This window comes from Cupriavidus sp. SIMBA_020, assembly GCF_046535395.1.
In the GTDB taxonomy this organism is placed as follows: Bacteria; Pseudomonadota; Gammaproteobacteria; order Burkholderiales; family Burkholderiaceae; genus Cupriavidus; species Cupriavidus campinensis.
In genome coordinates this window covers 19,389-43,851 of record NZ_JAWRWU010000012.1, presented here as the reverse complement: position 1 = coordinate 43,851, position 24,463 = coordinate 19,389, and the positions used below count along the sequence as shown (strand labels likewise).

General features: G+C 69.3%; 23 protein-coding genes. 6 read left to right on the top strand and 17 right to left on the bottom strand.

All coding sequences use genetic code 11. The features are described from left to right. The first annotated feature begins 36 nt into the window (after nucleotides 1-36). From SB751_RS21080 to SB751_RS21070, 3 genes are all read left to right on the top strand, one after another. Complete coding sequence (locus SB751_RS21080) at nucleotides 37-675, top strand: DUF6923 family protein (protein WP_144197654.1); 639 nt, start codon at nucleotides 37-39, stop codon at nucleotides 673-675. A 367-nt stretch (nucleotides 676-1,042) separates the two neighbouring features. Further along, nucleotides 1,043-2,833, top strand: coding sequence for a putative bifunctional diguanylate cyclase/phosphodiesterase (locus tag SB751_RS21075; RefSeq protein WP_144197653.1), 1,791 nt, complete (start codon nucleotides 1,043-1,045; stop codon nucleotides 2,831-2,833). Then, nucleotides 2,830-4,278 (top strand): HDOD domain-containing protein, encoded by a 1,449-nt coding sequence (locus SB751_RS21070; protein WP_246118948.1) that lies wholly within the window; start codon nucleotides 2,830-2,832, stop codon nucleotides 4,276-4,278. The genes SB751_RS21075 and SB751_RS21070 overlap by 4 nt, the downstream gene beginning before the upstream one ends. A 21-nt stretch (nucleotides 4,279-4,299) precedes the next feature. Here SB751_RS21070 and SB751_RS21065 read toward each other — a convergent pair whose 3' ends face one another. The 9 genes from SB751_RS21065 to SB751_RS21025 all read right to left on the bottom strand — a co-directional run bounded on the left by SB751_RS21065 (nucleotide 4,300) and on the right by SB751_RS21025 (nucleotide 12,366). Then, nucleotides 4,300-5,271 carry a sensor domain-containing diguanylate cyclase gene (locus SB751_RS21065; protein WP_250025631.1) on the bottom strand — a complete coding sequence of 324 codons (972 nt, stop codon included), beginning with the start codon at nucleotides 5,269-5,271 and terminating at the stop codon, nucleotides 4,300-4,302. A 169-nt stretch (nucleotides 5,272-5,440) separates the two neighbouring features. Then, on the bottom strand, nucleotides 5,441-6,367 hold the full coding sequence (gene mdcH, locus SB751_RS21060) for a malonate decarboxylase subunit epsilon (RefSeq protein WP_144197651.1): 927 nt from the start codon (nucleotides 6,365-6,367) through the stop codon (nucleotides 5,441-5,443). Continuing rightward, nucleotides 6,364-7,062, bottom strand: coding sequence for a malonate decarboxylase holo-ACP synthase (locus SB751_RS21055; RefSeq protein WP_250025633.1), 699 nt, complete (start codon nucleotides 7,060-7,062; stop codon nucleotides 6,364-6,366). Before SB751_RS21055 ends, mdcH begins: the two co-directional genes overlap by 4 nt. Before the next feature lie 4 nt (nucleotides 7,063-7,066). Continuing rightward, the gene (mdcE, locus tag SB751_RS21050) at nucleotides 7,067-7,900 is read right to left on the bottom strand and encodes a biotin-independent malonate decarboxylase subunit gamma (RefSeq protein WP_144197649.1); all 834 of its coding nucleotides are present in this window, start codon (nucleotides 7,898-7,900) and stop codon (nucleotides 7,067-7,069) included. After that, the gene (locus SB751_RS21045; RefSeq protein WP_144197648.1) at nucleotides 7,897-8,751 is read right to left on the bottom strand and encodes a biotin-independent malonate decarboxylase subunit beta; all 855 of its coding nucleotides are present in this window, start codon (nucleotides 8,749-8,751) and stop codon (nucleotides 7,897-7,899) included. Before SB751_RS21045 ends, mdcE begins: the two co-directional genes overlap by 4 nt. Further along, nucleotides 8,748-9,059, bottom strand: coding sequence for a malonate decarboxylase subunit delta (locus tag SB751_RS21040; RefSeq protein ID WP_144197819.1), 312 nt, complete (start codon nucleotides 9,057-9,059; stop codon nucleotides 8,748-8,750). The genes SB751_RS21045 and SB751_RS21040 overlap by 4 nt, the downstream gene beginning before the upstream one ends. After that, a complete protein-coding gene (locus tag SB751_RS21035; protein WP_144197647.1) occupies nucleotides 9,059-9,940 on the bottom strand; it encodes a triphosphoribosyl-dephospho-CoA synthase in 882 nt (293 codons plus the stop codon). Before SB751_RS21035 ends, SB751_RS21040 begins: the two co-directional genes overlap by 1 nt. Next, nucleotides 9,940-11,598, bottom strand: coding sequence for a malonate decarboxylase subunit alpha (gene mdcA / locus SB751_RS21030; protein WP_144197646.1), 1,659 nt, complete (start codon nucleotides 11,596-11,598; stop codon nucleotides 9,940-9,942). Before mdcA ends, SB751_RS21035 begins: the two co-directional genes overlap by 1 nt. 165 nt (nucleotides 11,599-11,763) lie before the next feature. Beyond that, nucleotides 11,764-12,366 (bottom strand): cytochrome P460 family protein, encoded by a 603-nt coding sequence (locus SB751_RS21025; protein WP_211942740.1) that lies wholly within the window; start codon nucleotides 12,364-12,366, stop codon nucleotides 11,764-11,766. Between the two features lie 276 nt (nucleotides 12,367-12,642). On the opposite strand from SB751_RS21025, the gene SB751_RS21020 reads away from it, so the two are divergent. Beyond that, the gene (locus SB751_RS21020) at nucleotides 12,643-13,596 is read left to right on the top strand and encodes a hypothetical protein (protein ID WP_377731811.1); all 954 of its coding nucleotides are present in this window, start codon (nucleotides 12,643-12,645) and stop codon (nucleotides 13,594-13,596) included. A 25-nt stretch (nucleotides 13,597-13,621) separates the two neighbouring features. Here SB751_RS21020 and SB751_RS21015 read toward each other — a convergent pair whose 3' ends face one another. Further along, nucleotides 13,622-14,800 carry a diguanylate cyclase domain-containing protein gene (locus tag SB751_RS21015; RefSeq protein ID WP_410748514.1) on the bottom strand — a complete coding sequence of 393 codons (1,179 nt, stop codon included), beginning with the start codon at nucleotides 14,798-14,800 and terminating at the stop codon, nucleotides 13,622-13,624. 178 nt (nucleotides 14,801-14,978) lie between these two features. After that, nucleotides 14,979-15,878: a LysR family transcriptional regulator gene (locus tag SB751_RS21010; protein ID WP_144197644.1), complete on the bottom strand. Its 900-nt coding sequence runs from the start codon at nucleotides 15,876-15,878 to the stop codon at nucleotides 14,979-14,981. Nucleotides 15,879-16,011: 133 nt separating this feature from the next. Here SB751_RS21010 and SB751_RS21005 point away from each other — a divergent pair, with 133 nt between their 5' ends. Further along, nucleotides 16,012-17,436, top strand: coding sequence for an aldehyde dehydrogenase family protein (locus SB751_RS21005; protein ID WP_144197643.1), 1,425 nt, complete (start codon nucleotides 16,012-16,014; stop codon nucleotides 17,434-17,436). 27 nt (nucleotides 17,437-17,463) lie between these two features. Here the strand turns inward: SB751_RS21005 and SB751_RS21000 are convergent, their stop codons facing one another. Beyond that, nucleotides 17,464-18,132: a LysE/ArgO family amino acid transporter gene (locus SB751_RS21000; protein WP_313818950.1), complete on the bottom strand. Its 669-nt coding sequence runs from the start codon at nucleotides 18,130-18,132 to the stop codon at nucleotides 17,464-17,466. A 73-nt stretch (nucleotides 18,133-18,205) separates the two neighbouring features. Between SB751_RS21000 and SB751_RS20995 the strand changes: the two genes are divergently transcribed. Then, nucleotides 18,206-19,102, top strand: a complete 897-nt coding sequence (locus tag SB751_RS20995; protein ID WP_211942735.1) for a LysR family transcriptional regulator ArgP — start codon at nucleotides 18,206-18,208, stop codon at nucleotides 19,100-19,102. Nucleotides 19,103-19,125: 23 nt separating this feature from the next. On the opposite strand, the gene SB751_RS20990 is transcribed toward SB751_RS20995, so the two are convergent. The 5 genes from SB751_RS20990 to SB751_RS20970 form a co-directional block, all read right to left on the bottom strand. Next, complete coding sequence (locus tag SB751_RS20990; protein WP_144197640.1) at nucleotides 19,126-20,400, bottom strand: GGDEF domain-containing protein; 1,275 nt, start codon at nucleotides 20,398-20,400, stop codon at nucleotides 19,126-19,128. A gap of 33 nt (nucleotides 20,401-20,433) precedes the next feature. Next, complete coding sequence (locus SB751_RS20985; protein WP_144197639.1) at nucleotides 20,434-21,186, bottom strand: substrate-binding periplasmic protein; 753 nt, start codon at nucleotides 21,184-21,186, stop codon at nucleotides 20,434-20,436. A gap of 139 nt (nucleotides 21,187-21,325) precedes the next feature. Beyond that, nucleotides 21,326-22,234 carry a LysR family transcriptional regulator gene (locus SB751_RS20980; RefSeq protein ID WP_144197638.1) on the bottom strand — a complete coding sequence of 303 codons (909 nt, stop codon included), beginning with the start codon at nucleotides 22,232-22,234 and terminating at the stop codon, nucleotides 21,326-21,328. Between the two features lie 66 nt (nucleotides 22,235-22,300). Beyond that, nucleotides 22,301-22,906 (bottom strand): hypothetical protein, encoded by a 606-nt coding sequence (locus SB751_RS20975; protein WP_211942734.1) that lies wholly within the window; start codon nucleotides 22,904-22,906, stop codon nucleotides 22,301-22,303. A gap of 151 nt (nucleotides 22,907-23,057) precedes the next feature. Further along, a complete protein-coding gene (locus tag SB751_RS20970; protein ID WP_144197637.1) occupies nucleotides 23,058-24,380 on the bottom strand; it encodes an MFS transporter in 1,323 nt (440 codons plus the stop codon). Nucleotides 24,381-24,463 lie beyond the last annotated feature (83 nt).

Genomic DNA, 24,463 nt, shown 5'->3' with positions numbered 1-24,463 from the left:
ATGGATGCATGTTTCCACCACCGAGGGAATCCACCCATGAAACGACAGCCCGCTGAAATCCTCCGTGAATACGGCCCCTTCCCCGGCGTCGAGGCCGTCCACGGCGTCACCTACGACGGCAAGAGCGTCTGGTTCGCCTCGGGCGAGGCGCTCCACGCACTCGACCCGGCCACCGGCCAGACGCTGCGCACCCTCGACGTGACCGCCAATGCCGGCACCGCCTTCGACGGCAAGCACCTGTACCAGATTGCCGAGCGCCAGATCCAGAAGATCGACCCGCAGACCGGGGAGGTGCTGGCCACCATCCCCGCCCCGGGCGACGGCAACGACTCGGGCATGGCCTGGGCCGAAGGCACGCTGTGGGTGGGCCAGTGGCAGGCGCGCAAGATCCACCAGGTGGACCCGCAGACCGGCAGGGTCCTGCGCACCATCGAGTCGAACCGCTTTGTCACGGGCGTGACCTGGGTGGACGGCGAACTGTGGCATGGCACCTGGGAGAGCGAGGAAAGCGAGCTGCGGCGCGTCGATCCGGCCTCGGGCGAGGTGCTGGAGCGGCTGGAAATGCCGGCCGGCGTGGGCGTCTCGGGGCTGGAGTCCGATGGCGCCGACCAGTTCTTCTGCGGTGGCGGCACCAGCGGCAAGCTGCGCGCGGTACGGCGGCCCCGGAAGGGCTGAAAAACGGGCTGAAAAGCCGGTTGAAAATCCGGCTGAAGACCCCCGCCCGGCGCTGTGACCGCAGAGCGCCATTTTCCTTGCGATGTCAATCCCCCCTCCGGCGCCCACCCCCGGGCGCCGCGCGCCTGTTGTAGCGGCGCCGACGCCGCGCATTCGTTGCCCCGCGCGGCGCTCAGCCTGATGCCGGCTCGTATTAGAATCGCCGGTGTCGATCCGTTCGGCATGCAACAGAGCCAGTGGTCATGTTCCGGGTGCGGGAAGGCCCCGGACTGGTTCCGACCTGCCTGCCTGAACCACGTTTCACATATCGCGCCCCACTCAACAGTTATCAGGCCAGCGTCCAAGGGGATTCCGGGCTGAGGAAGACATGACCTCGTTTGCATATGATGTTGCCCTGGCGCCAGAGCCCGCGGAACGCGGGACTGCCGGCGACCGCCCTGCCGGGCGCGAGGCCTGGGCGCTGCTGGAAGCTTCCGGCGCGCTGGCCATGCGGGTCGATATCCAGGGTCGCATCCTCCAGGCCACCGAAGCCACGGCTGACCTGCTCGTCTACCCTCACGAATACCTGCTGCGCACGTCGGTGCTCGACGTCATCGCCCCGGAATCGCGCGACAGCGTGGCCGCCCTGCTCCAGGCCTGCGCGCGGGACCGCGCCGCCCGCCGCGAGCGCGTGCGCTTTGCCGGCGGCATCGGCGGCGGCTGGCTGGACCTGCGCATCGCCCACCAGCCCGGCGAGCCCAACACCCCGCCGAGCCTGCTGCTGTTTGGCCACGACGTCACGGACTGGGTCGAGAACGAGCGCCAGCTCAACGCCCGCGCCTTCCTGGACCCGCTGACCGGCGTTGGCAACCGGGCCTTCATCCGCCGCCGCATCGAGCAGTACATGGCCGGCGCCGCCAGCGCGCGCGTGCCGTTCGCCGTGGCGCTGATGGACCTGGACGGCTTCAAGAACATCAACGACTCGCTCGGCCATGAGTTTGGCGACGCGCTGCTCAAGGAAGTCGGCGCCCGCCTGCAGGACACCGTGCGCTCCCAGCAAAGCGTGGCGCGCCTGGGCGGCGACGAATTCGTGCTGATGCTCGATGGCCTGGAGTCCGAGGCCGAGGCCATCCGCATTCTCGAACGCGTGATCCACGTCTGCCGCCAGCCCTTCCTGCTCGGCGGCTGCCATGTGCGCATCACCACCAGCATCGGGCTGGCCTTCTCGTCGGCCGCGTCCGGCAACGTCCAGCCGGAGTCGGAGTCGCACTGGCTGCGCCGCGCCGACCTGGCCATGTACGAGGCCAAGGCGCTCGGCAAGAACCGTTACTGCGTCTATTCGCCCGAACTGGACCGCCGGCTGGACGAGCAGTTCCGCATCGAGCAGAGCATGTTCGAGGCGGTGCAGAACGGCGAATTCCTGCTGCACTACCAGCCCATCGTCTGGCCCGCCACGGGCGAGGTCTGCGCCGTGGAGGCGCTGATGCGCTGGGACCACGCGGGCGAGTTCATCCGGCCCGACGTCTTCATTCCCGTGGCCGAGAAGAACGGCCTGATCAAGCATCTGGGCGCCTGGGCGCTGCGCTGCGCCTGCGCCCAGCTGGCCGCGTGGGACGCCCAGGGGCTCCAGGTCGGCCATATGTCGGTCAACGTCTCTGCCGTGCAATTCCTGCACCCGGGGTTCTTCGAGAGCGTGCGCAACGCCATCCAGGACGCCGGCATCAGCGCCGACCGCCTGGTGCTGGAGATCACCGAAAGCGCGCTGATGACCGACCCCAAGGCCGCCGAGGACCTGCTCATGTCGCTGCGCGCGCTGGGCCTGCGCTTTGCCGTGGATGACTTCGGCACCGGCTATTCCAGCCTCTCCTACCTGCGCCGCTTCCCGCTGTCCGCGCTCAAGGTGGACCGCAGCTTCGTGGCGGACATGGTCGATTCCCCGCATGCGCGCACCATCGTCTCGGCGGTGCTGTCGCTGGCGCGCGAGCTGGGCCTGGTGGCCATCGCCGAAGGCGTGGAGACCGACGCGCAGGGCGAGCTGCTGGCCGCGCAGGGCTGCAACCTGGTGCAGGGCTGGCGCTACGCGCGCGCGCTGAGCCCGCTGGACTTCGAGCAGGCCCTCGCGGATGGCCGCCTGATGCTGGGGCGCGACGAGGTGTTCTCGCTGCAGGTGGCCGGATGACCATGCTGTCCAAGGAACAATTCTTCGAGACGCTGTGGAACCGCATGGCGCAGCAGGGCGACTTCCCGACCCTGCAGTACTGCGTCGACAACATTTTCCAGACGCTCAACGGCGACCTCACCGTGGGCGAGATGGCCACCAGCGTGCTGTCTGACTTCAGCCTGTCGCAGAAGGTGATCCGGCTGGCCAACTCGGCGATGTACCGCTCGTTCGGCGGCGAGGTCACCACGGTGTCCCGTGCCATCCTGGTGCTCGGCGTGGAGGCCATCAGCCACCTGACGCTGGGCATCCAGCTGCTCGACTACTTCCACGGCGTGGCGCCACAGCGCCCGCAGGCCACCAAGGCGCTCCAGCGCGCGCTGGTGGCGGGCGAGATCACCCGGGCGCTGTCGCACGCGCGCGGCATCAACGAGGGCGAGGAAGCCGTCGTCTGCACGCTGATGCACCACATGAGCCGGCTGCTGGTGGTGTTCTACTTCCCGGACGAATGGGAGCGCGTGGAGGCGATGTGCGCCACGCACCCGATGACCGAGAACGAGGCCTGCCAGGCGGTGCTGGGCGTCTCGATGGAGGAGATCGCCGAGGCCGCCGCGCGCAAGTGGCGCCTGCCGGGAATCATCGCCCACGCCATGAAGCCGCGCCTGCCGGCCCCGGACACCGTGCTGGAAACCCATGCCGACTGGCTCGCCGCCATCGCCCATGTCTCGGCCCAGGCCGCCGCCGCCATGGTGCGGGACGGCACGCAGGAGTCGGTGCAGGAGCTGCTGACCGCCCACGCCAAGATGCTGGGCCTGACCACCGGCGACGTGGCGATTGCCGTGCGGCAGGCCGATACGCTCAATACCTCGATCATCCGCTCCGAGGCCCCGGCCGAGGCGGCGGCGCCCGTCGGCACCGGCGGCGATCCGGAAGACATGCTGCGGCGGCTGCGCCAGGGGCTGGACGAGGTGCGGCGCGAAGGCGCCGGCCTGTCGGTATCCCAGCTGGCGCCGATGGTGCTGGAAACCACCATGCGCGCGATGAACTTCTCGCGCTGCTTCCTGATGATGCTGAACCCGGCCACCAAGCGCTTCCACGCGCGGCTGGGCTTTGGCGAGGGCATGCGGGAAAAGCTGCCGGCCCTGTCCTTCGAGGAAGGCTTCGTGCCCGACGTGTTCCACTTCGCCGGGCTGGCCGACAAGCCGCTGCTGATCGAGGACGCCTTCGACCCGAGCATCGCCCACCGGATTCCGCGCTGGTACCGCGACGCCATGCCCGACGCAAAGTCGATCCTGCTGGCGCCGGTGCGCATGCGCAACCGCTGCATCGCGCTGATCTATGGCGACTGGGGCGCCACGCGCTGCGCCTGGCAACTCGGCGAAGCCGAACTGAATGCCGTGGACGAGCTGACGCGCGAGATTGCCGCCGGCGTGCTGCGCGCGGCCCCGCAGCGCACGGAGCCGTAGTCCGCCCGAGTCAGCAGTAAATCAGTGCCGGGTGGCCTTGCGCTGGGCCTTGTCGGCGTACATGGCGGCATCGGCCTGCGCCAGCAGTTCATGCACCGTGGCATGGCGGGACGGATCGAACTCGGTCAGCCCCACGCTGAAACGCAGGCGGTAGCCACGCGCGTTCTGCGCATTCCACGCGTCCACGTTTCGATGCAGGCGCGCCAGCGCCTCGCCGCAGCCGTTGGCATCGGTATTGGTCAGCAGCGCGGCGAATTCGTCGCCACCGAGCCGCCCCACCACATCCGAGTCCCGGAACGCCATCCGCAGCGCGGCGCCAAACGCGGCCAGCGCGCGGTCGCCCTCGGCATGGCCGAACTGGTCGTTGATCGGCTTGAAGCCATCCATGTCGAAGAACACCAGCGTGGCCGGCCGCTCCAGCCGGCGGCACAGCTCGATGGCGTGCTGGCTCAGCACCGTGAAACCGCGCCGGTTGGAGAGCGCGGTCAGTTCGTCCATGCTGGCCAGGTGCACGGCGGCCAGCTCCTGCTCGGCCATGCGGGCGAGGTCGTGCAGCAGCGCGCGGTCGTCGTCGTCGAAGGTGCGCGGCTGGCGGTCGATCAGGCAGAGCGTGCCCAGCTTGGTGCCGTTGTGCGCCACCAGCGGGCAGCCGGCGTAGAAGCGGATGTGCGGCTCGCCGGTGACCATCGGGTTGTCATGGAAGCGCGCGTCCTGGCGGGCGTCGGGCACCAGCAGGATGCCGTCGCCGGCAATCGCGTGGCCGCAGAACGAGGTGTTGCGCGGCGCCTCGGCCAGATCCAGTCCCTCGCAGGCCTTGAACCACTGCCGGTTGGCATCGACCAGGCTGACCAGCGCGATCGGCACGTCAAACAGCCGTTTGGCGAGCCGGGTCAGGCGGTCGAACCGTTCCTCGGTCGGGGTATCGAGGATGTTGAGCGATCTCAGCGTGGCGAGACGCAGGGTTTCATCGGGCGGAATCGGTGGCGGCTGCATGGGCGGTTCGTGAGCGCACGCCGGGCAAGCCCCGGCGGCGACGGATCGTGCCAGTGTTAACGGCCAATCCTACGCCGCCTGCAGGCTGGTCATCCACGTCCACACCGATTGTTTCAATTTTTTGCCAGGCCGGGGGGGGGGTGCGTTGATGCGTGTTCAGGGCGCGCCTTCAATCGCCCTGACTGGCCCGGTCCATCAACACGCGCACGCTGTCTGCCCGCGTCTCGGCACAGGCCACCGCTTCCGGCAGCACCGCCCCGGCGAGCCGCGTCAGCACGTTGCCGGGCGGCATCTCCACCGCCAGCCGCACACCGCAGGCGCGCGCCAGCAGCAGGGTCTCGTGCCAGCGCACCGGCAGCGCCATGTTGGCGGCGAGGTCCGCCGCGATGCGCGCCGGGTCGCGCAGCTCGCGCGCGGCGCTGGCGCTGAACAGCCGCAGCGTGGGCCGGCGCAGCGTCACCGGCGCGAACGCCTGGGCGAGGGTCGCGGCGGCATCGTCCAGCAAGGGGCAGTGGGACGGCACGGCGATGGCCACGCGCCTGGCGCCATGCGCACCGGCCTCCTGCGCCAGCGCCGCCACGCGGGCCATCGCCACGTCCGCCCCGGCGATGACGAGTTGCGTCGGCGCGTTGAAATTGGCCACGTAGACCGGCAGGCCGGTTGCCCGGACGCGCGCCACGATGGCTTCCAGCGCCGGCGCTTCCAGCCCGAGGATGGCGGTCATGCCGAAGCCCTCCGGGTAGGCGTCCGCCATCAGCCGGCCGCGCAGCGCCACCAGCCGCACCGCGTCGTCATAGGCCAGCGCGCCGGCCACCACGGCCGCTGCGTAGGCGCCAATCGACAGCCCGGCAACGGCCTCCGGCCGGGCGCCGTCCGCCATCAGTGCGCGCGCCGTGGCCACGCCCGCCGCCAGCAGGCAGAGCTGGACCGATACGGTGGATTGCAGGCTGTCGGCGGTGTCGAGGGCCAGCACGTCGTGGCCCAGCGCGTCGCTGGTCTGGGCGAGCGTCTCGTGCACGGCGCGATGATCGGGCAGGCCGTGGAGCATGCCGGGGCGCTGCGCCCCCTGCCCGGGAAAGGTCAGCAGCGTGCTCATGCCGCCTGCCACGGGTCCGCGCAGCGCACCGGGCCGGTGGCCGTCTTCAGCAGCACGCGGCCCCCGGTACGCAGGCGCTCCAGCAGGGCAAAGCCGCCGTGGGGCGTGGCGACCTGGATGTCGAGCCGCGCCTCCGTGCAGTCGTCGATCAGCGCCGCCAGCCATTGTTCGTCCGCCTGATCCAGCGGCGCGGCGGCGTCGATCAGCAGGTCCACATCGCTGCCGGGATGGAGCACATCGAGCCCGGACGCGAGCGTGAAGCCGGCCGCGCCGGTCACCCCCCATGGCAGGCCGCGTGCATCGAGCAGCGGAGCGATCCGCGCCAGCGTGCGCAGCGCCGGCAGCGCCAGCCGGCGCGGGTGATCCTGCCAGCGCGCCGCCCGGGCGATGGCGAACGGCGACATCACGCGGGCGCACTGGGACGCCTCGATCCACGTGCCATGGCGCTCCTCGCGCCGCCGGCCGCGCAGGCCCACCGGGATGCTGCTATCGCACGTCAGATCGCACGTCAGATCGCACGTCGGATCGCACGTCGGATCGCACGGCAGATCGCGCCGCACCACCACCGGCGCCACCGCCAGCCATGTGGCATCGACCCACGCCGGCAGCGGCTGGCTGGCCGCGAACGCCGGGGCGTCGCGCAGCCAGATCAGGTCGTGCGGCTGGAGTGGGCGGGGGAGCGGGGCGTCCGGCACGGGGTCATCCCTGCCACTGCCGGGCGAGCACCTCGCGCACCCGCGCGGAGGCCTGCCGGTTCTCGCCGCCCAGCCGGCTGCGCAGGTCGCGCTCGGGGTCGGCGTCGATATCGGCCAGCGCGGCTTCCAGCGTCGCGCGCACCGTGGTGACGTCACCGGCCTCGGGTGCCTCCGCCCGGGAGACCGGCACGCGCCGCCACAGCAGGCCCAGCGTGGCGTAGTTGTCGATGTCGTAGGCCATCGGCGGCACGGTGGCCGCGAAGGCTTCGAGGTCTTCCACGCTGCGCATGGTGATGCGCGCCGCCGCTTCCTTGCCCATCGCATGCACCTGCACGCCGGGGTCGGCCAGCGCGACGATGCGGTTGGCCTGATAGCCGTGCGCGAGGAAGGCGCCCGACATGGCCTTGCCCACCAGCAGCGCGATCACCGGATGCCCCTGCAGGCGCGCCGTGGCATAGGCATCCGCCGCGCTGGCCAGCGACTGGTGAATGCCGAACGCTTCCTCGCGCCGGCCGTAGGCCTGGCTCGGGGTGTCCACCACGGCGACGATGGCGCGCTTGACCGGCGCATCGCGGTCCGCCTGCACGGCGTCATGGACGGCGCGCGCGAGCGTCCAGCCCTCGCGCAGTCCCACCTCGCCCTGCCGGGCGCGCGGGAACGGGCTGGCGGCATCGGGCACCACGGCGATCCAGCGCACGGGCCGGCCCGCAAGCTCGCCATCGGCCACCTGGACCGAGGCCGGATAGTCCGCCAGGCGCGGTGCGCCCTGGCTCAAGGCGGCGAGCCAGGTGGCGCCGCGGGAGCTCGCTTGGTTCGTATCGGTCGATTCGGTCGTCATGATGGGTCTCCAAACACGGCGCGCACGGTGGCCGCATCGGCCTGCCGCGCGGGGTCATAGCCGGCCAGCCGCTGCAGATAGGACGCATACGCGGCACTGCGCGGCGGGGTGGGTGGCTGATTGGGCGGCTCGGCGACGAGTGCCGCCACGGTGGCGCGGATCGCCGCGCTGTCATCCTCGACATAGCGGTCCGCCAGCCCGGTAGCGATGCGCTGCTCGCCGCCGGTCAGGCTCCAGATCAGCGGCCGGTCGCGCGAGTCGTACTCGGCAATGCCAGCCTCCTGCTCGATCACCGCCGGCCCGTTGAGCCCCAGCCGCGCCTCACGCGTGACCACCAGCGTGCTGCACAGCCCGGCCGCAATCGACATCCCGCCGAAACACCCCACCTGCCCCGCAATCACGCCGATCACCGGCTGGTAGCGGCGCAGATCGACGATGCCCGCATGGATCTCGGCGATGGCGGCGAGGCCGAGGTTGGCCTCCTGCAGCCGCACGCCGCCGGTCTCGAACAGGATCACCGCGCGCGTGGGGGTGCCCTGTCGGTTGTCCTGCGCGGCCAGTTCCAGCGCGCCGGCAATCTTGGCGCCGCCCACTTCGCCCAGGCTGCCGCCCTGAAAGGCGCCTTCGATGGCCAGCACGACGGTGGGATGCCCGTCGATGGTGCCCTTGGCGACGATCACCCCGTCATCGGCCTGCGGCACCACGCCCTGACGCGCGAGCCAGGTCGAACTCAGGCCATCGAACGGCCCCGCCAGTTCGCGGAAGCTGCCGGGGTCCAGCAGCGCATGGGCGCGCGCGCGGGCGCCCAGTTCGACAAAACTCTCGCGCGACAGCAGTGCGGGCTGGCTCATGATCCCTCCTTACCGTCGTCCAGCGCCTCGAACGCCTCGGCCAGCCGCATGCCCACCACGCCCGGCGTGGCGCCGAAGTCGTGGATGCGGATGCGCATGGCGGCGCGCGGCTCGGCGCTGAAGACGCGCGTCAGCTGGGCGTCCCAGACGCGGCCATAGCCGTCCACCGAGGTGGTCACGTGGATCGAGGTCTTGCCGGCGTCGCCGGGCTCGATCATCACCTCGAGGTCGCCGGAGCCGACCACGCCCACCAGCACGCGCTGGCGGGCCGGCGCGCCGGCGGGATATTCGAACTGGAGTTGTTCCATCATCGGTCTCCGTGGGGGAGCGCCGGCCCGGTGGGCAGGCGATCGAGAAATAGTGTGGCGGCGAGCAGGTCGGCCGCGCCGCCGGGGGAGGCATTGCGCGCCAGCATGCCGGCTTCGAGCCGATGCAGCAGCCGCCGGCCCGGCAGCGTGCCGATGCCGCCCGCCGCCAGCACGGCGGCGGCGCCAGCCTGTATCGCGGCCAGCCCTTCGCGGCCGGCGCGGGCCAGCACGCAGGTATCGTCGAGCCCGGCCATGATCGCCAGCAGCGCGTTGACGCGCGCAGTGGGCTCCGCATCGCCGCGCGTGCGGCTGGCGCGCAGCGTCGGCAAACCCCGTTGCACGACATGCGGGAAGCCGGCCTCGGCCTGCCCGCGCGCGCCGCCAACCTGATAAGCCTGCCGCGCCAGTTCGCCCTTGTTGCCGGTGTGCGCGGGGCGATGCCGGTCTGGCAGCCGGGCGATGGCACCCGCCGCGTCGGCCACGGCGCGGGCATCGGCGCCGTCCGGCAGCAGTCCGGCGGCGCCGGCCAGCAGGCCCAGGCACCAGATCGCGCCGCGATGGGTGTTGACGCCGCCGGTGGCGCGCAGCATGGTCGCCTCCGCCGCGCGGCCCAGCGCGCCGAGGTGTTCGCGCAGGGGTTGATGAATGTGGGTGGCTTCCCGCCCCGCCGCCGCCATCGCCGCGAAGCCGCTGCGCAGGCTGCGCGCGGACGCCACCATCAGCGCCAGCGTCAGGTCGCGGTGCGCGCCGCTGCCGCGCGCATCCACCAGCCCGGGCTTGGGCGACAGCATCGCCTCGTCGATCAACACCGCTTCGGCCAGCGCGCCGATGGCGCCGGCGCGGTCTTCGGCGAGCGCAACTGCCTGTGCATGGAGTGCCATTACCAGCTCCGGAAACGTGCCGGCGGCTCGTACAGCCCGCCCGACCACTCGACCAGATCGGCCATGCTCTTGGCCGCCAGCAGCGAGCGCGTGGCATCGGCGCGATGCACGCCGAGGTCTTCCGGCAGCGCGATCAGCCCGTCGCTGCGCATCTGGCGCGTGGTGGCCGGGTCGTGGCGCATGCCGATCGGCGTGACGCCGGCCACCGCCGCGATCATCCGGCGGCGCTGCTCGATCGACGTCGCCTTATATAAATAGGCGATGCCTTCCTCGGTCAGCACGTGCGTGACGTCATCGCCATAAATCATCACCGGCGCCAGCGGCATGCCGGCATCCTTGGCCACCTGCACAGCGTCCATGGACTCCACGAAGGTCGGCTTGCCGCCCGCCTGGAAGGTTTCGACCATCTGCACCACCAGCTTGCGGCCCCGCGCGAGCGGGTCGTCGGTCTCGATCAGGTCGAGCCAGGCCGGGGTGGCGTGGCGGCGGCCGCCCGGCTGGTGGCCCATGTTTGGCGCGCCACCGAAGCCCGAAAGCCGGCCGCGCGTGACCGTCGAGGAATGGCCGTCGCCATCGATCTGGAGCGTGGAGCCGATGAACAGGTCCACCGCGTACTGGCCGGCGAGCTGGCAGAAGGCCCGATTGGAGCGCATCGCGCCGTCCGCGCCGGTGAAGAAGACGTCCGGGCGAGCCGATACGTAGTTCTCCATGCCCAGTTCGCTGCCGAAGCTGTGCACGCTCTCGACCCAGCCCGACTCGATCGCCGGGATCAGCGTGGGGTGCGGGTTCAGCGTCCAGTGCTTGCAGATCTTGCCCTTGAGCCCGAGCGATTCGCCGTAGGTCGGCAGGATCAGTTCGATGGCGGCCGTGTTGAAGCCGATGCCGTGGTTTAGCGACTGCACCTTGTGCCGCTCGTAGATGCCACGGATAGCCATCATCGCCATCAGCACGTGCACCGGCTTGATCAGGCGCGGGTCGCGCGTGAACAGCGGCTCACAGAAGAACGGCTTGTCGGCCTGCACCACGTAGTCGATCCACGAGCCGGGGATGTCCACGCGCGGCAGGTCGGCCGGGTCGTCCACGATCTCGTTGACCTGGGCGATCACGATGCCGTCGCGGAACGCGGCGGCTTCCACCAGCGCCGGCGTGTCCTCGGTGCTGGCGCCGGTATAGAGATTGCCGGCGCGGTCGGCCTTGTAGCCGGCAATCAGCACGATTTGCGGCGTCAGATCCACATACAGCCGCGCGTACAGCTCGATATAGGTGTGGATGGCGCCGACTTCGAGCAGCCCATCCTCAAGGAACTGCGAGATCCGCACGCTCTGCGTGCCGGCGTAGGCGAAGTCGAGCTTGCGCGCGATGCCGCGCTCGAACAGATCCAGATGTTCGACCCGGCTCACGCTCGGAATGATCATGTGCAGGTCGTGCACGGTGGCCGGGTCTACCTCGGCCAGCGCACGGGACAGGAAGTCCGCCTGCTTCTGGTTGTTGCCCTCGAGCACCACGCGGTCGCCCGGGGCGGTCACGGCTTCGAGGAAGGGGACGATGTTGTCGGTGGCAACCACCTTGCCATCGGCCAGCCGGGCGCCAAGGCCCTGGCGGCGGCGCTTTTCAGCGCGGCGGGTGTCCCATTGGCGGGGAGTGGGGGAATCTGGCATCGCGGCTCCGGACATGCGGCATGACTGTCGATGTGGGCCACGATACGCCGGGTGCCTTGGTCGAACAATGACACCCGGCGGCGGATCGTTACGGTGAGAGAAATGATGAATGCGCCACTTCGCTCGGCTCGGGCTCGGCTCGGGCTCGGCTCGGGCTCGGCTCGACTAGTTGCCCGCAATGCCGTTAGGCGGATCGGGGGCGAAGCGGTTGAACACGTAGTCGCGGTTCTTCACCACGGTGTGGCAGGCGAAGCAGGCCTGCTGCTTGGCGGCGTCCGAGGGCTTGCCGTCGTCGAACTGCACATAGCCCCAGCCACCGGTGGCGGCGTACTTGGTCGAATCCCGGACCATGAACTGGAGGCCGTTCTTCGGGTGCCCGGCCACGTGGGACTGGGGCTTGCCGAAGGCTGCCGCGCTTTCCGCCAGCGCGTCGTAGCTCCAGGCGAGCCGGGCGATGATGGCGCCGTCGGGCAGCGGGTACTTGCCGCTGCGCAGAGCGACGACCGCGGCCTCGTTGCCGAGGATGGCGCGCAGGTCATCGGTGGCGCCTTCCTCGCGGGCCACCGAGATCAGGGTCCACGCGCGGTAGCCGGGCGGGATCTTGTCTGGCACGGCCACCTTGCTGAGGTCCTGCGTGGCCCCCTTGGCGACCGGCCTGGCCGCCTGCATGCTGTCTTTCCCGGCGGCTTCCTCCGCCGTCTGCGCCAACCCAACGCCCGCGCCAGCCAAGGCCGTCACGGCCAGTGCCATCCCTACGATTTTTTTCATGGTTTGTCCTCCGGTGTGCAGGCGCTATCGTCACGTCAATCCGCCGCGCGGCTTTGATCGGGCGGGCGGATTTGTCCGGAATGAACGGGCTGACACGCGGGCGTCATACACGCCGTTTGCGCCACATCAAGCACTGAACTTTCTTAATCACCGCGCAAGAACTTTTACTTCCGCCGACCGGGCATTGCGGCCATCATGACCGCGTTCTCGAATCTGGCCAGGAAGAGGTAGGCGATGCGCGCCCATGGCATCCTGAATTCCGCGCGATGTGTGGTGATGGTGGTAGCGATGCTGGCGACGATGTTGGCGGCGATGGGCCTCGCCCCGGCGCTCGCCCATGCCCAGACCGGCCCCGCGTTCGGCATCGTGGGCGCCAACGTCCAGAAGCAGGCCAATGCGGTGCTCACGTTGATGTCGTTCGCCGTGGTGCCTGACCTCGCCTCCAGCTCGCTCTCCATCAGCAATACCAACACCGACAACCCCGCCCTGACGCTCTGGCAGCTGGGCGGCGGTTTCACCTTGAGCCAGTCGTTTCCGCTCTATCTGGAGGGGTCGATCGCCTACAACCGCTACGACCCGACCTTCGTGGCCTCCAACGGCCAGGAGACCCGCAAGCTGCCGGCCAAGTGGAATACCTTCGCGGGCACGGTGGGCGTCGGCTGGGATTTCCCGCTCATCGACAGCAAGGAACTGGTCTTCCGGCCGATCTTCAATGCCTCGCTCGGCCGGGTGGCCAGCGACCTCTCCGTCGCCAAATTTGCCGTGGAACACGTGACGGACCAGGAGATCGCGTTCCTGGACCATGGCGCGATGAACGCCTACGGGCTGGGCGGGTCCGTGATGCTGGACTGGGAAAGCCACCGCAACGAGCGCGATGTGGACGTGGAACTGCGCTACACCAACATCTACCTGCGCAGCTTTGGCACCACGGGTGGCATGGATGCCTCCGCCGCCGCCCAGACCGCCAGCCTCTACGCCCGCTGGCGCGCGCCCACCGGCCTGCGCGCGCTGGACCGCCCGGTGCGCTACGTGCTGGAACTGTCCCACTCGCACTACTTCGGCAATCAGGCCGGCGCGCTGGGCTTCGACCACCTGACCACGCTGGGCACCGGGCTGGAACTCGACACCAGCGCGCACGAGGTGTTCGTCACCCGTATCCGGGCCGTGGTGCGCTACGTCTTCGGCAACAACGTGCACGGCCTGTCGTTCGGGCTGGCGGCGAGCTTCTAGGCTCCCAGGCTCCCAGGGGCCGGGTTTAGAGCACGGCGGAGCGCTCGGCGGTCCGCGCTACTTCGAGGCGGTTGCCGCCGAGCGATTTGGCGCGGTAGAGCGCCTGATCGGCGGCGGCCAGCGCGTCGGCCAGCGGCGGCACCTCGGTCTCGAAGCAGGCCAGGCCGATGCTGACCGTGGCCGGAATGCCGATGCCGACACCGTGGGTACGGTGCGGGATGGTGCCGGCGAAGCGCGTGGCCACGGCCTCGCCCAGCGCCTGAGCGCGGCGCGCGTCGTCGCCGGTCAGCAAGGCGGCGAACTCCTCGCCGCCGATGCGCGCGAGCAGCGCGTGTGGCCCCACCACGCTCCGCGCGATTTCCGCGAACGACTTCAGCACCTGGTCGCCGGTCTGGTGACCGTACACGTCGTTGATGGCCTTGAAGCGGTCGAGGTCGAACGCCAGCACGGCCACCGGCCGGCTCCCTTCGCCACCGAAGAGGCGTTCGCCCTGCTCGAAGAACCAGCGGCGATTGCCGAGCCGGGTCAGATAGTCGGTCTGGGCTTCCTGCAGGAGCTGCCCGTGGGTCTCGTCCCGAATCAGCTTCAGCAGCGCCATCGGCAGGAGAACCGAGTACAGCACCCCTTCGTAGACCGTGAGCTTGCTGGCAGCGGCCTGCATCGCCGGCCCGTACATGGTCACCAGCCACGGCAGGATCAGGGCCCGCGCGACATAGACCACGGCATGGAGGCCCGTCACCACCACGATGATGTGGCGCGAACGGAGCGCCTTCATCGCCTCGCAACGCAGCATCTCGCGCGCCGTCATGGCGCTGATCAGCGCGATCGGCAGGGCGCTGACGTGGTTCCACATGGCGTCCAGGTGTTGCGCGCCCCAGCCGACCCACACCAGCGCGTCCACCAGCAGTATCCCCACCGACGCCGCGCGGTACTGCCGCCCGCTCAGCGAGGCGATACCGCCGAGGACCAGCAGGTAGCCGGTGAGGATGACGAGATTGCTGACCGCGGAGCCAATCGCCCCGGGCACGCTGCGCCGGACCAGCACCAGCGCGCAGCCGATGGCGAGCGTCGTGAAGCCGACCGCGAGAATCCGCAGCGTCCGGCTGCGGCGGGGATTGGTCCGATGCTCCCAGAACGTCATGCCGGCACTGGCCAGAAGCGTCCCGATGGCGAGGAGATAAAGGGTGAGGAGGTCGACGTACATCCCGAATGTAAAGACATTGCACCGACGCATCGCGCCGGCAGCCAAATTCTACGTGGGAAAGCCGGCTGCGGGCGGTGGCTGATGCGTGGCCGATGCGTGGCTGATGCGTGGCTGATGCGTGGCTGATGCGTGGCTGATGCGTGGCTGATGCGTGGCTGATGCGTGGCTGATGCGTGCCTCAGCGCCGCGCGTCCGCGTGTTCGCGGATCAGGTCAATCAGCGCGCGCAGGCCGGCCGGCACGTGGCGGCGGCCCGGGTAGTACAGGCACAGGCCATCGAGCGGCGGGGTCCAGCCTTCCAGCACGCGGACCAGCGTGCCGGCCTGCAGGTCGGCGGCCACGTTCCACTCGCTCAGGTAGGCCAGCCCCAGTCCGGCGCGGGCCGCCTGCTGGGCCAGCCCGGGTTCGTCGAGCGTCAGCGCGCCCCGTACGTCGATCCGCACCGCCTCGCCGTGCCGCGCGAATTCCCACTGGTAGATCGCCCCGCTCGGCATGCGGGTGCGGATGCAGGCGTGCGCGTGGAGGTCCGCGGGCGTGCGCGGCGGCTTGTGCCGGGCGAAGTAGTCCGGGCTGCCGACCACGGCGAAGCGCTGGGTATCGCCAAAGGGCACGGCGATCATGTCCTGCGGCAGGGTTTCGGCCAGCCGGATGCCGGCATCGAAGCCGTCGGCGACGATATCGATCAGCCGCCCTTCCGTGACGATATCGAGCGCCATGGCCGGGTAGCGCTGCAGGAAGGCGATGAACAGCGGCATCACCTGCCGCGCGGCGCCCGCCGAGGTGTTGATGCGCAACTGGCCCGACACGGTGTCGCGCAGGCTCCCCGCCTGCTCGATCGCGCCCCGGATCGTGGACAGCGCCGGCGCGATGCTGTCCACGAACTGCGCGCCGGCTGCCGTCAGCGACACACTGCGCGTGGTGCGATGGAACAGCCGCACGCCGATGCGCGCCTCCAGCGCCGCCACCGCGTGGCTGAGCGCGGAGGTGGAGACGCCCAGCTCCGCCGCTGCCGCCCGAAAGCTGCGATGCCGCGCCACCGCCAGCACCGCCTCCAGTTCACCGAGGCCCGAGGATTTCATTATCCTGATTTCTTCATCATCACATCCCGCATTGTATGGCTAGTCAACACAATGGCGCAGGGCTATCTTGTGCTTCAGCCCGCGTTTTTCGCGCTTTGCTTAAGATGCTTTTCCGCTACCCCGGAGACCCACCATGCAGATCATCGACAAGATTTATATCGACGGTGCCTTCGTCACCCCGCACGGCGACGAGATGTTCGACCTGTTCAACCCCGCCACCGAACAGGTGATTGGGCAGGTGCGCCTGGCCGACGCGCAGGACGCCCGGGACGCCATCGCGGCCGCCAAACGGGCGTTCCCAGCCTTCTCCCGCACCAGCCAGCGCGCGCGCGTGGAGTTGCTCAAGCGCATGCACGCCGCCGTGCTGGCGAAGGAGGACGAGCTGTATGAGGCGATCACCGAGGAATATGGCGCGCCGGTGTCCCGGGGCCGCTGGATGGCCCGGCACGCGAGCAACGTGCTGATCGACGCGGCCAATGTGCTCGAGGCTTACACGTTCAAGCGCCGCGTGGGCGGTGCCGAGGTGGTGATGCAGCCGATGGGCGTGGCCGGGTTGATCACGCCCTGGAACAGCGACGCGGGCTTTATCTGCGGGAAGCTGGCCGCCGCCGTGGCCGCCGGCTGCACTGCCGTCATCAAGCCGAGCGAGATGAGCGCGATGCAGACCCGCATCGTCACCGAAGCGCTGCACGCGGCGGACGTGCCGCCCGGCGTGTTCAATATCGTCACCGGGCGCGGCGACGTGGTCGGCACGGAGATCACCACGCACCCCGATGTGAACAAGGTGTCGTTCACAGGCTCCACGGCAGTCGGCAAGACCATCCTGCGCGTGGCGGCGGACACGCTGAAGCGCGTGACGCTGGAGCTGGGCGGCAAGTCGCCCGTGGTCGTGCTCGACGATGCGGATTTCGACCAGGCCGTGCCGCTGGCCCTGGACGCCGGCTTCATGAACAGCGGGCAGGCATGCATCGCCGGCACGCGGATTCTGGTGCCGCAACACCGGCTCGCCGAGTTCGAGGCGCGCGTGCGCGACATCGTGGCGCGTACGCAGGCCGGCGATCCGCGCGATCCGCAGACCACGGTCGGCCCGATGGTCAGCCAGAAGCAGTGGGAGCGCGTGCAGCGCTATATCCGCATCGGCATTGACGAAGGCGCGCGGCTGATTGCGGGTGGCGAGGGCCGCCCGGAGGGGCTGGACGCAGGCTGGTTCGTGCGCCCGACCGTCTTCAGCGATGTGACCAACGACATGACGATTGCGCGCGAGGAGATCTTCGGACCGGTACTGTCGATCATTACCTACCGGGACGAGGAGGAGGCCATTGCCATCGCCAACGACACCCGTTACGGCTTGCAGGCGTATGTGCTGTCGGCCGATGTGCGGCGGGCGCACGCGGTGGCGTCGCGCATCGAGGCCGGGCGGGTCCTCGTCAACACGCTCGCCCACGACCCGGCAGCGCCGTTCGGCGGCCTGAAGCAGTCGGGCATTGGCCGCGAGTACGGCGTCTATGGGCTGGAAGCGTTCCTGGAGACCAAGGCGGTGCTGAACGTGCCGGCGTAGTCAGGGGCGCTGTCGGGGCGGGCGGGCTCAGCCCGCCCAGGCATGCCGCACCAGCAGCGCCGACAGGACGAACATGGTGACGCCGACCAGCGCGTCGAGCACCTGCCAAGCCTTCGGCCGGGCGAACCACGGGGCCAGGAAACGCGCGCCAAACCCGAGCAGGCCGAACCAGCACAGGCTGGCGGAACTGGCGCCCGCCACGAACCAGCCGCGCAGCGCAGCCGGCTGCTGGGCGCCGATGCTGCCCACCAGCAGCACGGTATCCAGATAGACGTGTGGATTGAGCAGCGTAAAGGCCGCCGCCTGCGCCAATATCGCGCCTCGGCTAAGACTCTTCTCACCCTTCTCCCCCTCCGAGGCTTGCAGCCGCTGCGCCTGCCCCGCGCGCCGCAGCGCCCGCCAGCCATAGACCGCCAGGAAAACCGCCCCCGCCAGCGCCAGCACGCGCGCGAGGCCGGGGCGTTCGCCCAGCGCGTGGGCCATGCCCATGACGCCGGCGGCAATCAGCAAGGCATCCGCCACCGCGCAGAGCAGGACCACGCTGCCCACATGCTCCCGGCGCAGGCCCTGACGCAGCACGAACGCGTTCTGCGCGCCGATGGCGACGATCAGGCCGAAGCTCAGGGCCAGGCCCTGCAGGGAGACGGAGAGGGCGCCAGACAGCGCGAGCGAAGGGGTAGGCAGTACGGAAATCATGTGCGCAGCTTGCCTGCTCTGGCGAATGTAGACAAACTATCTTTTCTTCATTCGATGTAGTTTCACTAATCTCATGCTCGATTACGCCGCCTTGTCCGCCTTGGCCGCCGTGGTGCGGGAAGGCAGCTTCGAGCGTGCGGCCCGCGCGCTGCACGTGACCCCATCGGCCATTTCCCAGCGCATCCGCCTGCTGGAAGAGCGCGTGGGCTGCGCGCTGGTGATCCGCGACCAGCCCTGCCGGGCGACGGAGACGGGGCGCCGCCTGTGCCAGCACGTGGACCGCGTGCGCATGCTCGAACATGAACTGCAGGGGACGTTGCCGTCACTCGCGGCGGAGGGGATGGCGCGGGTGGCGCTGCCCATCGCGGTGAATGCCGACAGTCTGGCGACCTGGGCCGCGCCGGCCATTGCGACCTTTGCGGCGGCACATCCGGTGCTGATGGAGGTGGCGGTGGACGATCAGGACCACACCACCGAATGGCTGCGCAGCGGCGCCGTGCTGGCTGCCGTGACCGCTGCCGCCCGCCCTGCCGCCGGCTGCGAGAGCCGCCCGCTGGGCGCCATGCGCTATCTGGCGGCCGCGAGCCCGGCCTTCGTGCAACGCCATTTCGCCGCCGGCGTGGGCGCCGGCAGTCTGGCGGCGGCGCCGAGTCTGGTGTTCAACAACAAGGATGCCCTGCAGGCGAGTTGGGTGCGGCGCCTGTGCCATCGGCATGTGGAACTGCCCCGGCACACGCTGCCGTCGTCGCAGGCGTTTGTCACGGCGGCCGTGGCCGGCATGGGTTGGGGCCTGCATCCGCAGAGCCTGATCGCCGGGCATCTCGCAGACGGCTCGCTGGTCGAACTGGTGCCGGACACCCCGCTGGACGTGCCCCTGCACTGGCACTACGCCCGCGCGGCTTCGGCGTTGGTCGATGGCCTGAGCCGCGAGGTGATGGACGCGGCCCGGACCGGTCTGCTGCCACCCTGACCGGCGGCGGCGGCTTTCCGCCGTTACGGCGTGGTCACGCCATCGTCAGCGAACTCGACCCGGTTGCGGCCGCGTTCCTTGCTGCGATACAGGGCCGCGTCGGCGCGGGCAATCATGCCGTGGATGGTGTCGCCCTGCTGCACGCAGGCCACGCCCAGGCTCGCGGTCATCCGGCCGATCACGGCGAAGTCCTGCGCGGCCACGGCATTGCGCAGGCGGTGGGCGAAGTGCACGGCGTCCTGCAGGGCAGTATCGGCGCAGATCAGCAGGAACTCCTCGCCGCCCCAGCGGCCGAGGGTGTCCGTGGGCCGCTTGACCGCCATGATCAGGTCGGCGATCTCGACCAGCACGCGGTCGCCCACCTGATGGCCGTAGGTGTCGTTGACCGACTTGAAGCGGTCCACGTCGATCAACACGATCGAGAACGGGATGCCTTCGGCGCGGCTGCGCGCCAGCGCCCCGGCGAGCGCGTCGTCCAGGTGCCGCCGGTTGAACACCCCGGTGAGCTGGTCGGTCTTGGAGAGCGCCTCGAGCAGGCGGTTTTTCTCCATCAGCTCCAGTTCGGCCTCCGAGCGCTGGGCGATGATCAGCCGCAGCCGGCGCAGGACCGAGTTGAAGCCGTCGATCACGCTGTCGAACTCGGTGCGGCCCAGCCGGGACAGTTCGTCGAGATGGTCGCCGTGGCTGGAGGCCAGCTCGAACAGCGCCTCGCGCAGATGTTCGAGCGGCCGGAACACCATCCGCAGGCCGAAGGTCAGCAGCAGGACCAGCGCCACGTCGATGACCGCCACCTCGATGATCCCCTGGATCATCGCCGCGCGCAGGGTCTTCTGCATGGTGTCGCGGGTGAAGTGGACCACGGCCGTGCCGATGGGCTGGCTGCGGCGCACGGGATCGATGTCGTCCGGCGGGTAGAGCGTGACTTCGGCCAGCACGTCATGCCCGCTGGCCGTACAGAAGGGGCCGGCCGGGGTGGCGGTCGTCGTGCGGTGCACTGCCGCGTACACCTCCTCCCGGTCCGGGGAGAAAACACAGGCCTCGGTGACCTCTGGATGGATCAGCGTGGATTCCAGCCGCGTGCGCAGGTTGCCCACGTTCAGCGCCCAGGTGGGCGCGGCCAGGCTCTGCTTGAGGCCGTCCAGCACCTCGCCACGGGTCCGCTCGAAGCGCTGCTCCAGGTCCTGGTGGAGCAACCATTGCCGCTGCGTGGCGAACGCGCCCAGCGTTGTCGTGGTGGCAACGATGAACAGCACGATCATCCGGTTCCGGATCGAACGAACCGGTGGCAACAGTGGCATGGAATGCACAATCCTGAGGGGTCGCGGCGCTGGCTATTGGTCCGCCGCCTGGTCGAACAACTGCCGGAACCTGGCGAGTTCCGGGTGCGATTCCTCGTACTTCCTGCTGAATCCGATGTGCACGGTCTCGGTCTTGATGGTCATCGCCCGCCGGGACTTGTAGCGCATGCGCTCCGGAATGCCCTGCGCTTCCAGCGTGACCAGCGCCTCGTTGATGACCACGGTGGGATTCACCACGCAGTCGATCTCCTGCACCAGCATCTTCTTGACCAGGTCGTGGAACTCATGCCCCTCCACGAGCTGGATCTTGCCCTCCCGCGCCAGCTGGAAGAAGCGCGGGCCGGGGGCGAGGTAGCCGCGCTGGTTGCCGAACTTCAGCCCGGCGAAGTCGTCCGGATAGCGATGGAAGGTGCGGCCCTCGATCGAATCCCGGTTGCAGTGCACCGCCACTTCCTCGCTATAGAACGGCCTGGAGTGATTCAGGTACGGCCGCTCCCTGGGCCGGTAGTAGACGCCGAGCACCCCGGCACTGTTGCCGTTCCTGGCCTCCTCCACCACGCGCGCCCAGGAGGCGAAGCGGATCTGCACCTTGAATTCGGGAATCCGCTTCAGGACCCGGTTGACGTTGTCGATATAGGCACCCTTGGGGATGCCGTTTTCCTCGTAGGACTGGGGCCGCTGGCCGGCCTCCGAGTACAGGACGATGGTGGTCTGCGCCTGGGCAGGCACGGCCGCCCAGAACACGCAGGCTGCGAAGAGAATCCGGCACGGGCGAAAGAGGTGCATGCGGTCAGGTATCGCTCAGGACGGTCCGGTTGACGCCCGCTGGCGACACGAGGGGCTTACACGCCAGTACAACGGCATTCTCCCGTATTTATTGACAGTGGTGCGGCCCCCTCACAAGGGGTATTGCTTCCCGGAAGCCCTAGACCCTCATCAGCATCCGGCACACGGCGGCCAGGCCGAGCAGGTTCGGATCGCGCTCCCGGCGGCGCAGGAAACTCAGGCCGATGGACTGCTTCATGCCGTATTCGGCCGTCAGGGGCACAAAGGCGACATTCTTCGCAAACACATCCCGTACCCGCCCGGGCAGCAGGGAATAGCCGATGCCGCCGCCCACGAGGTTCATCAGCGAGAAGATGTCCCCGACCTTCATCACCACATTGGGCGTGAAATCGGCGATGCGGAACGCCTCCATGAAGCCGCTCGAGGTGACATAGCCCTCGCCCAGCGACACGAACGGCTCGTCCCGGCACACCCGCAGGTCGATCTCGGGCAGGCTGGCGTAGTGGGAGTCGGCCGGGGCGGCGAAGAAGATGTCGTCTTCGAACATCGGAATCGACTCGATTTCGGCGTCCGGTTCGGGCAGGGCCATCAGCGTGGCGTCGATGGAACCCTGGCGCAGCTTCTGGAGGAGGTCCGCATTGGAGCCGAGCACGAGTTCGGTGTGCAGCTCCGGGCGGCGCATCTTGATGCCGATCACCACCTGCGGCACGGTCTTGATGGTCAGCGAATAGAGCGAGCCGATCTTGAGCTGGTCGGCGGAGTAGCCGGCGGCCTCGCGCGTGACGCGGATGCCGTCGGACATCGTCTTGAGCACGTCTCGCGCCACATCGGCCAGCACGTGCGCGGCCTCGGTCGGCAACAGGTTGCGGCCTTCGTGGCGGAACAGCGCGCAGCGCATGCCGTCCTCGAGCGAATGGAGCGCCCGGTGCACGCTCACCGGGCTGATATCGAGCGCCTCAGCGGCCTTGGCAAGGTTGCCGGTCTCCATGAAGGCCAGCAGGGCCTCGAGCTTGCGGAACGTGATCTCTTCACTGATGCGCAGGGGCATGGCGGCGGGGGCGACGAAAGGGTCAGCGGGTCAGGGACGGCACCATGATACGCCGCCCGCCTTGCGCTATTCGAGCACCGTGCCCTTGGCCTGCGGCGCGTCCGTGGCATCGGCCGGCACTTCTGCTGCCGGCTCAGCCTGCCCTTCTGTCGGCGCCGGCGGCTCGACCTCTTCCTTGGGCACGTAGGACGGATCGCGCGCCCAGCGGTTCAGGTCCTTGGCCAGCGCCACCGCGCTGCGGTTCAGGATCGAACAGGTGCCCTTGAACCCGCCCCAGAATCCGCCGATGGACCAGCGGTTCAGCTTGACGTGGCGTGCCACCTTGCCGCCTTCGATCAGCTCGGCGTTGACGGTGATGGCCTTCGGGCCGGTCCAGGCGCCGCCGCCCACGCCCAGCACGTGCGTGATCTGGAGCCGCATCACCTGGGCCTCCCCGGCCTCCGCGCCGGCGGCCAGCTTGCCGTCACCGCCCTTGTTGCGGCGGCGCAGGACGTCCGACACGCGTGTGGCCAGCATCGACTCGATCTGGCATTCCTCGCGCACCTTGTCCACCACGCCGGCGCCAGGCGCGTAGGTGACGGGGGTTTCCAGCAGGACTTGAGTATTGGCGGCGAAGGCAGGCACGCAGAGCAGCGCGCCCAGGGATACTGCGCACAGGGATTTGGAGAGCATTCGGAACGAGACTGAAGATGGATCGCGAGCCGAAGGGTATCAGCGCGCCGGCCGCCACGCCTCAGTGGTTAGTGGGGTGTCGGCACGGCGCAACGGGGAGGCGGCGGAGCGGGGGCGCGGGGGCGCGGAGGCGGCCAGCGCCCCCGCAGCGCTACATCTCGTCGTGCGCGCCCAGCGCCTTGTTGATCCGCAGCGCCACGAGCGTGCCGACGGCGCCGGACAGCAAATACAGGCTCACCGCCGCCAGCCCGAACAGCGACGACAGCCCCAGCGCCACCAGCGGGGCGAAGGCCGCGCCGAACAGCCAGCCGAAGTCCGTGGTCAGCGCCGCGCCTGTGTAGCGGTAGCGGCGGTCGAAATTGGACGTCACCACGCCCGCCGCCTGCCCGTAGGAGAGCCCCAGCAGCGCAAAGCCGACCAGGATGAACACGTCCTGACCGGTCTGCCCGCCGTCGAGCAGCCATGGGGCGAACAGGCTGAAGATGCCGATCAGCACCGCCATCGCGGCCAGCGTGGTGCGGCGGCCGACGCGGTCCGCGATCCAGCCAGACAGCAGCGTGCCGATGAAGGCGATGAAGCCGCCCACGATCTGGATCGCCAGCATGTCCGTCACGCCCTGCGCCTTGTGCAGGATCACCCAGGACAGCGGAAACACCGTCACGAGGTGGAACAGCGCGTAGCTCGCCAGCGCCGCGAAGGCGCCGAGGAAGATATTGAAGCCCTGCGCGTTCACCATCTGCAACGTGCTGATCGGCTCCAGCTCGCCTTCGTCGAGCAGCTGGGTGTATTCGTGCGTCACCACCAGCCGCAGCCGCGCGAACAGCGCCACCACGTTGATGGCGAAGGCCACGAAGAACGGGTAGCGCCAGCCCCAGTCGATGAATTCGGCCGGGGTCAGGCTCGCGTAGAGGAACAGGAACAGCGCGCCGGCAATGATGAAGCCCGTGGGCGCGCCCAGCTGCCCCACCATCGCGTACCAGCCGCGCTTGTGGGGGGGCGAGTTGATGGCCAGCAGCGACGGCAGGCCGTCCCACGAGCCGCCGAAGGCAATGCCCTGCAGGAAGCGGAACAGCGCGAGCAGGTAGATGGCTGTGCTGCCGAGCGTGGCGTACGACGGCAGGAACGCGATGCCCACCGTCGCCGTGCCGAGCAGGAACAGCGAGCCCGTCAGCTTGACACCGCGTCCCCATCGGCGCTGAATGCGCATGAACAGCGCCGTGCCGAACGGCCGCCCGATGAACGCGAAGGAAAAGATCGTGAAGCTGTAGAGCAGCCCGGCCAGTTCACTGGCGAAGGGGAAGAAGACCGATGGGAAGACCAGCACCGAGGCGATGCCGTAGACAAAGAAGTCGAAGTACTCCGACGCGCGGCCGATCACGACGCCGGTGGCGATTTCGGCGGGAGCCACCTGATGGTGACCTTCCGCCGGAGGTGCAGTCGGCGACGCGCGGTGCTGATGGGTCAGGCTGGCCATCCTTGAGATCTCCTTCGCGAGCGAGAGGCATGTCAAACTGCACTCAAAGTCATCCACTGACAAGAATAGCGCCTAAACTGCCA

Bases quoted from the DNA above. Each gene is read 5' to 3' on its own strand.
- SB751_RS21080 (WP_144197654.1), top strand. From the start codon at position 37: ATGAAACGACAGCCCGCTGAAATCCTCCGTGAATACGGCCCCTTCCCC.
- SB751_RS21075 (WP_144197653.1), top strand. From the start codon at position 1,043: ATGACCTCGTTTGCATATGATGTTGCCCTGGCGCCAGAGCCCGCGGAA.
- SB751_RS21070 (WP_246118948.1), top strand. From the start codon at position 2,830: ATGACCATGCTGTCCAAGGAACAATTCTTCGAGACGCTGTGGAACCGC.
- SB751_RS21065 (WP_250025631.1), bottom strand. From the start codon at position 5,271: ATGCAGCCGCCACCGATTCCGCCCGATGAAACCCTGCGTCTCGCCACG.
- mdcH (WP_144197651.1), bottom strand. From the start codon at position 6,367: ATGAGCACGCTGCTGACCTTTCCCGGGCAGGGGGCGCAGCGCCCCGGC.
- mdcE (WP_144197649.1), bottom strand. From the start codon at position 7,900: ATGACGACCGAATCGACCGATACGAACCAAGCGAGCTCCCGCGGCGCC.
- SB751_RS21045 (WP_144197648.1), bottom strand. From the start codon at position 8,751: ATGAGCCAGCCCGCACTGCTGTCGCGCGAGAGTTTTGTCGAACTGGGC.
- SB751_RS21040 (WP_144197819.1), bottom strand. From the start codon at position 9,059: ATGGAACAACTCCAGTTCGAATATCCCGCCGGCGCGCCGGCCCGCCAG.
- SB751_RS21035 (WP_144197647.1), bottom strand. From the start codon at position 9,940: ATGGCACTCCATGCACAGGCAGTTGCGCTCGCCGAAGACCGCGCCGGC.
- mdcA (WP_144197646.1), bottom strand. From the start codon at position 11,598: ATGCCAGATTCCCCCACTCCCCGCCAATGGGACACCCGCCGCGCTGAA.
- SB751_RS21025 (WP_211942740.1), bottom strand. From the start codon at position 12,366: ATGAAAAAAATCGTAGGGATGGCACTGGCCGTGACGGCCTTGGCTGGC.
- SB751_RS21020 (WP_377731811.1), top strand. From the start codon at position 12,643: ATGGTGGTAGCGATGCTGGCGACGATGTTGGCGGCGATGGGCCTCGCC.
- SB751_RS21015 (WP_410748514.1), bottom strand. From the start codon at position 14,800: ATGTACGTCGACCTCCTCACCCTTTATCTCCTCGCCATCGGGACGCTT.
- SB751_RS21010 (WP_144197644.1), bottom strand. From the start codon at position 15,878: ATGAAATCCTCGGGCCTCGGTGAACTGGAGGCGGTGCTGGCGGTGGCG.
- SB751_RS21005 (WP_144197643.1), top strand. From the start codon at position 16,012: ATGCAGATCATCGACAAGATTTATATCGACGGTGCCTTCGTCACCCCG.
- SB751_RS21000 (WP_313818950.1), bottom strand. From the start codon at position 18,132: ATGATTTCCGTACTGCCTACCCCTTCGCTCGCGCTGTCTGGCGCCCTC.
- SB751_RS20995 (WP_211942735.1), top strand. From the start codon at position 18,206: ATGCTCGATTACGCCGCCTTGTCCGCCTTGGCCGCCGTGGTGCGGGAA.
- SB751_RS20990 (WP_144197640.1), bottom strand. From the start codon at position 20,400: ATGCCACTGTTGCCACCGGTTCGTTCGATCCGGAACCGGATGATCGTG.
- SB751_RS20985 (WP_144197639.1), bottom strand. From the start codon at position 21,186: ATGCACCTCTTTCGCCCGTGCCGGATTCTCTTCGCAGCCTGCGTGTTC.
- SB751_RS20980 (WP_144197638.1), bottom strand. From the start codon at position 22,234: ATGCCCCTGCGCATCAGTGAAGAGATCACGTTCCGCAAGCTCGAGGCC.
- SB751_RS20975 (WP_211942734.1), bottom strand. From the start codon at position 22,906: ATGCTCTCCAAATCCCTGTGCGCAGTATCCCTGGGCGCGCTGCTCTGC.
- SB751_RS20970 (WP_144197637.1), bottom strand. From the start codon at position 24,380: ATGGCCAGCCTGACCCATCAGCACCGCGCGTCGCCGACTGCACCTCCG.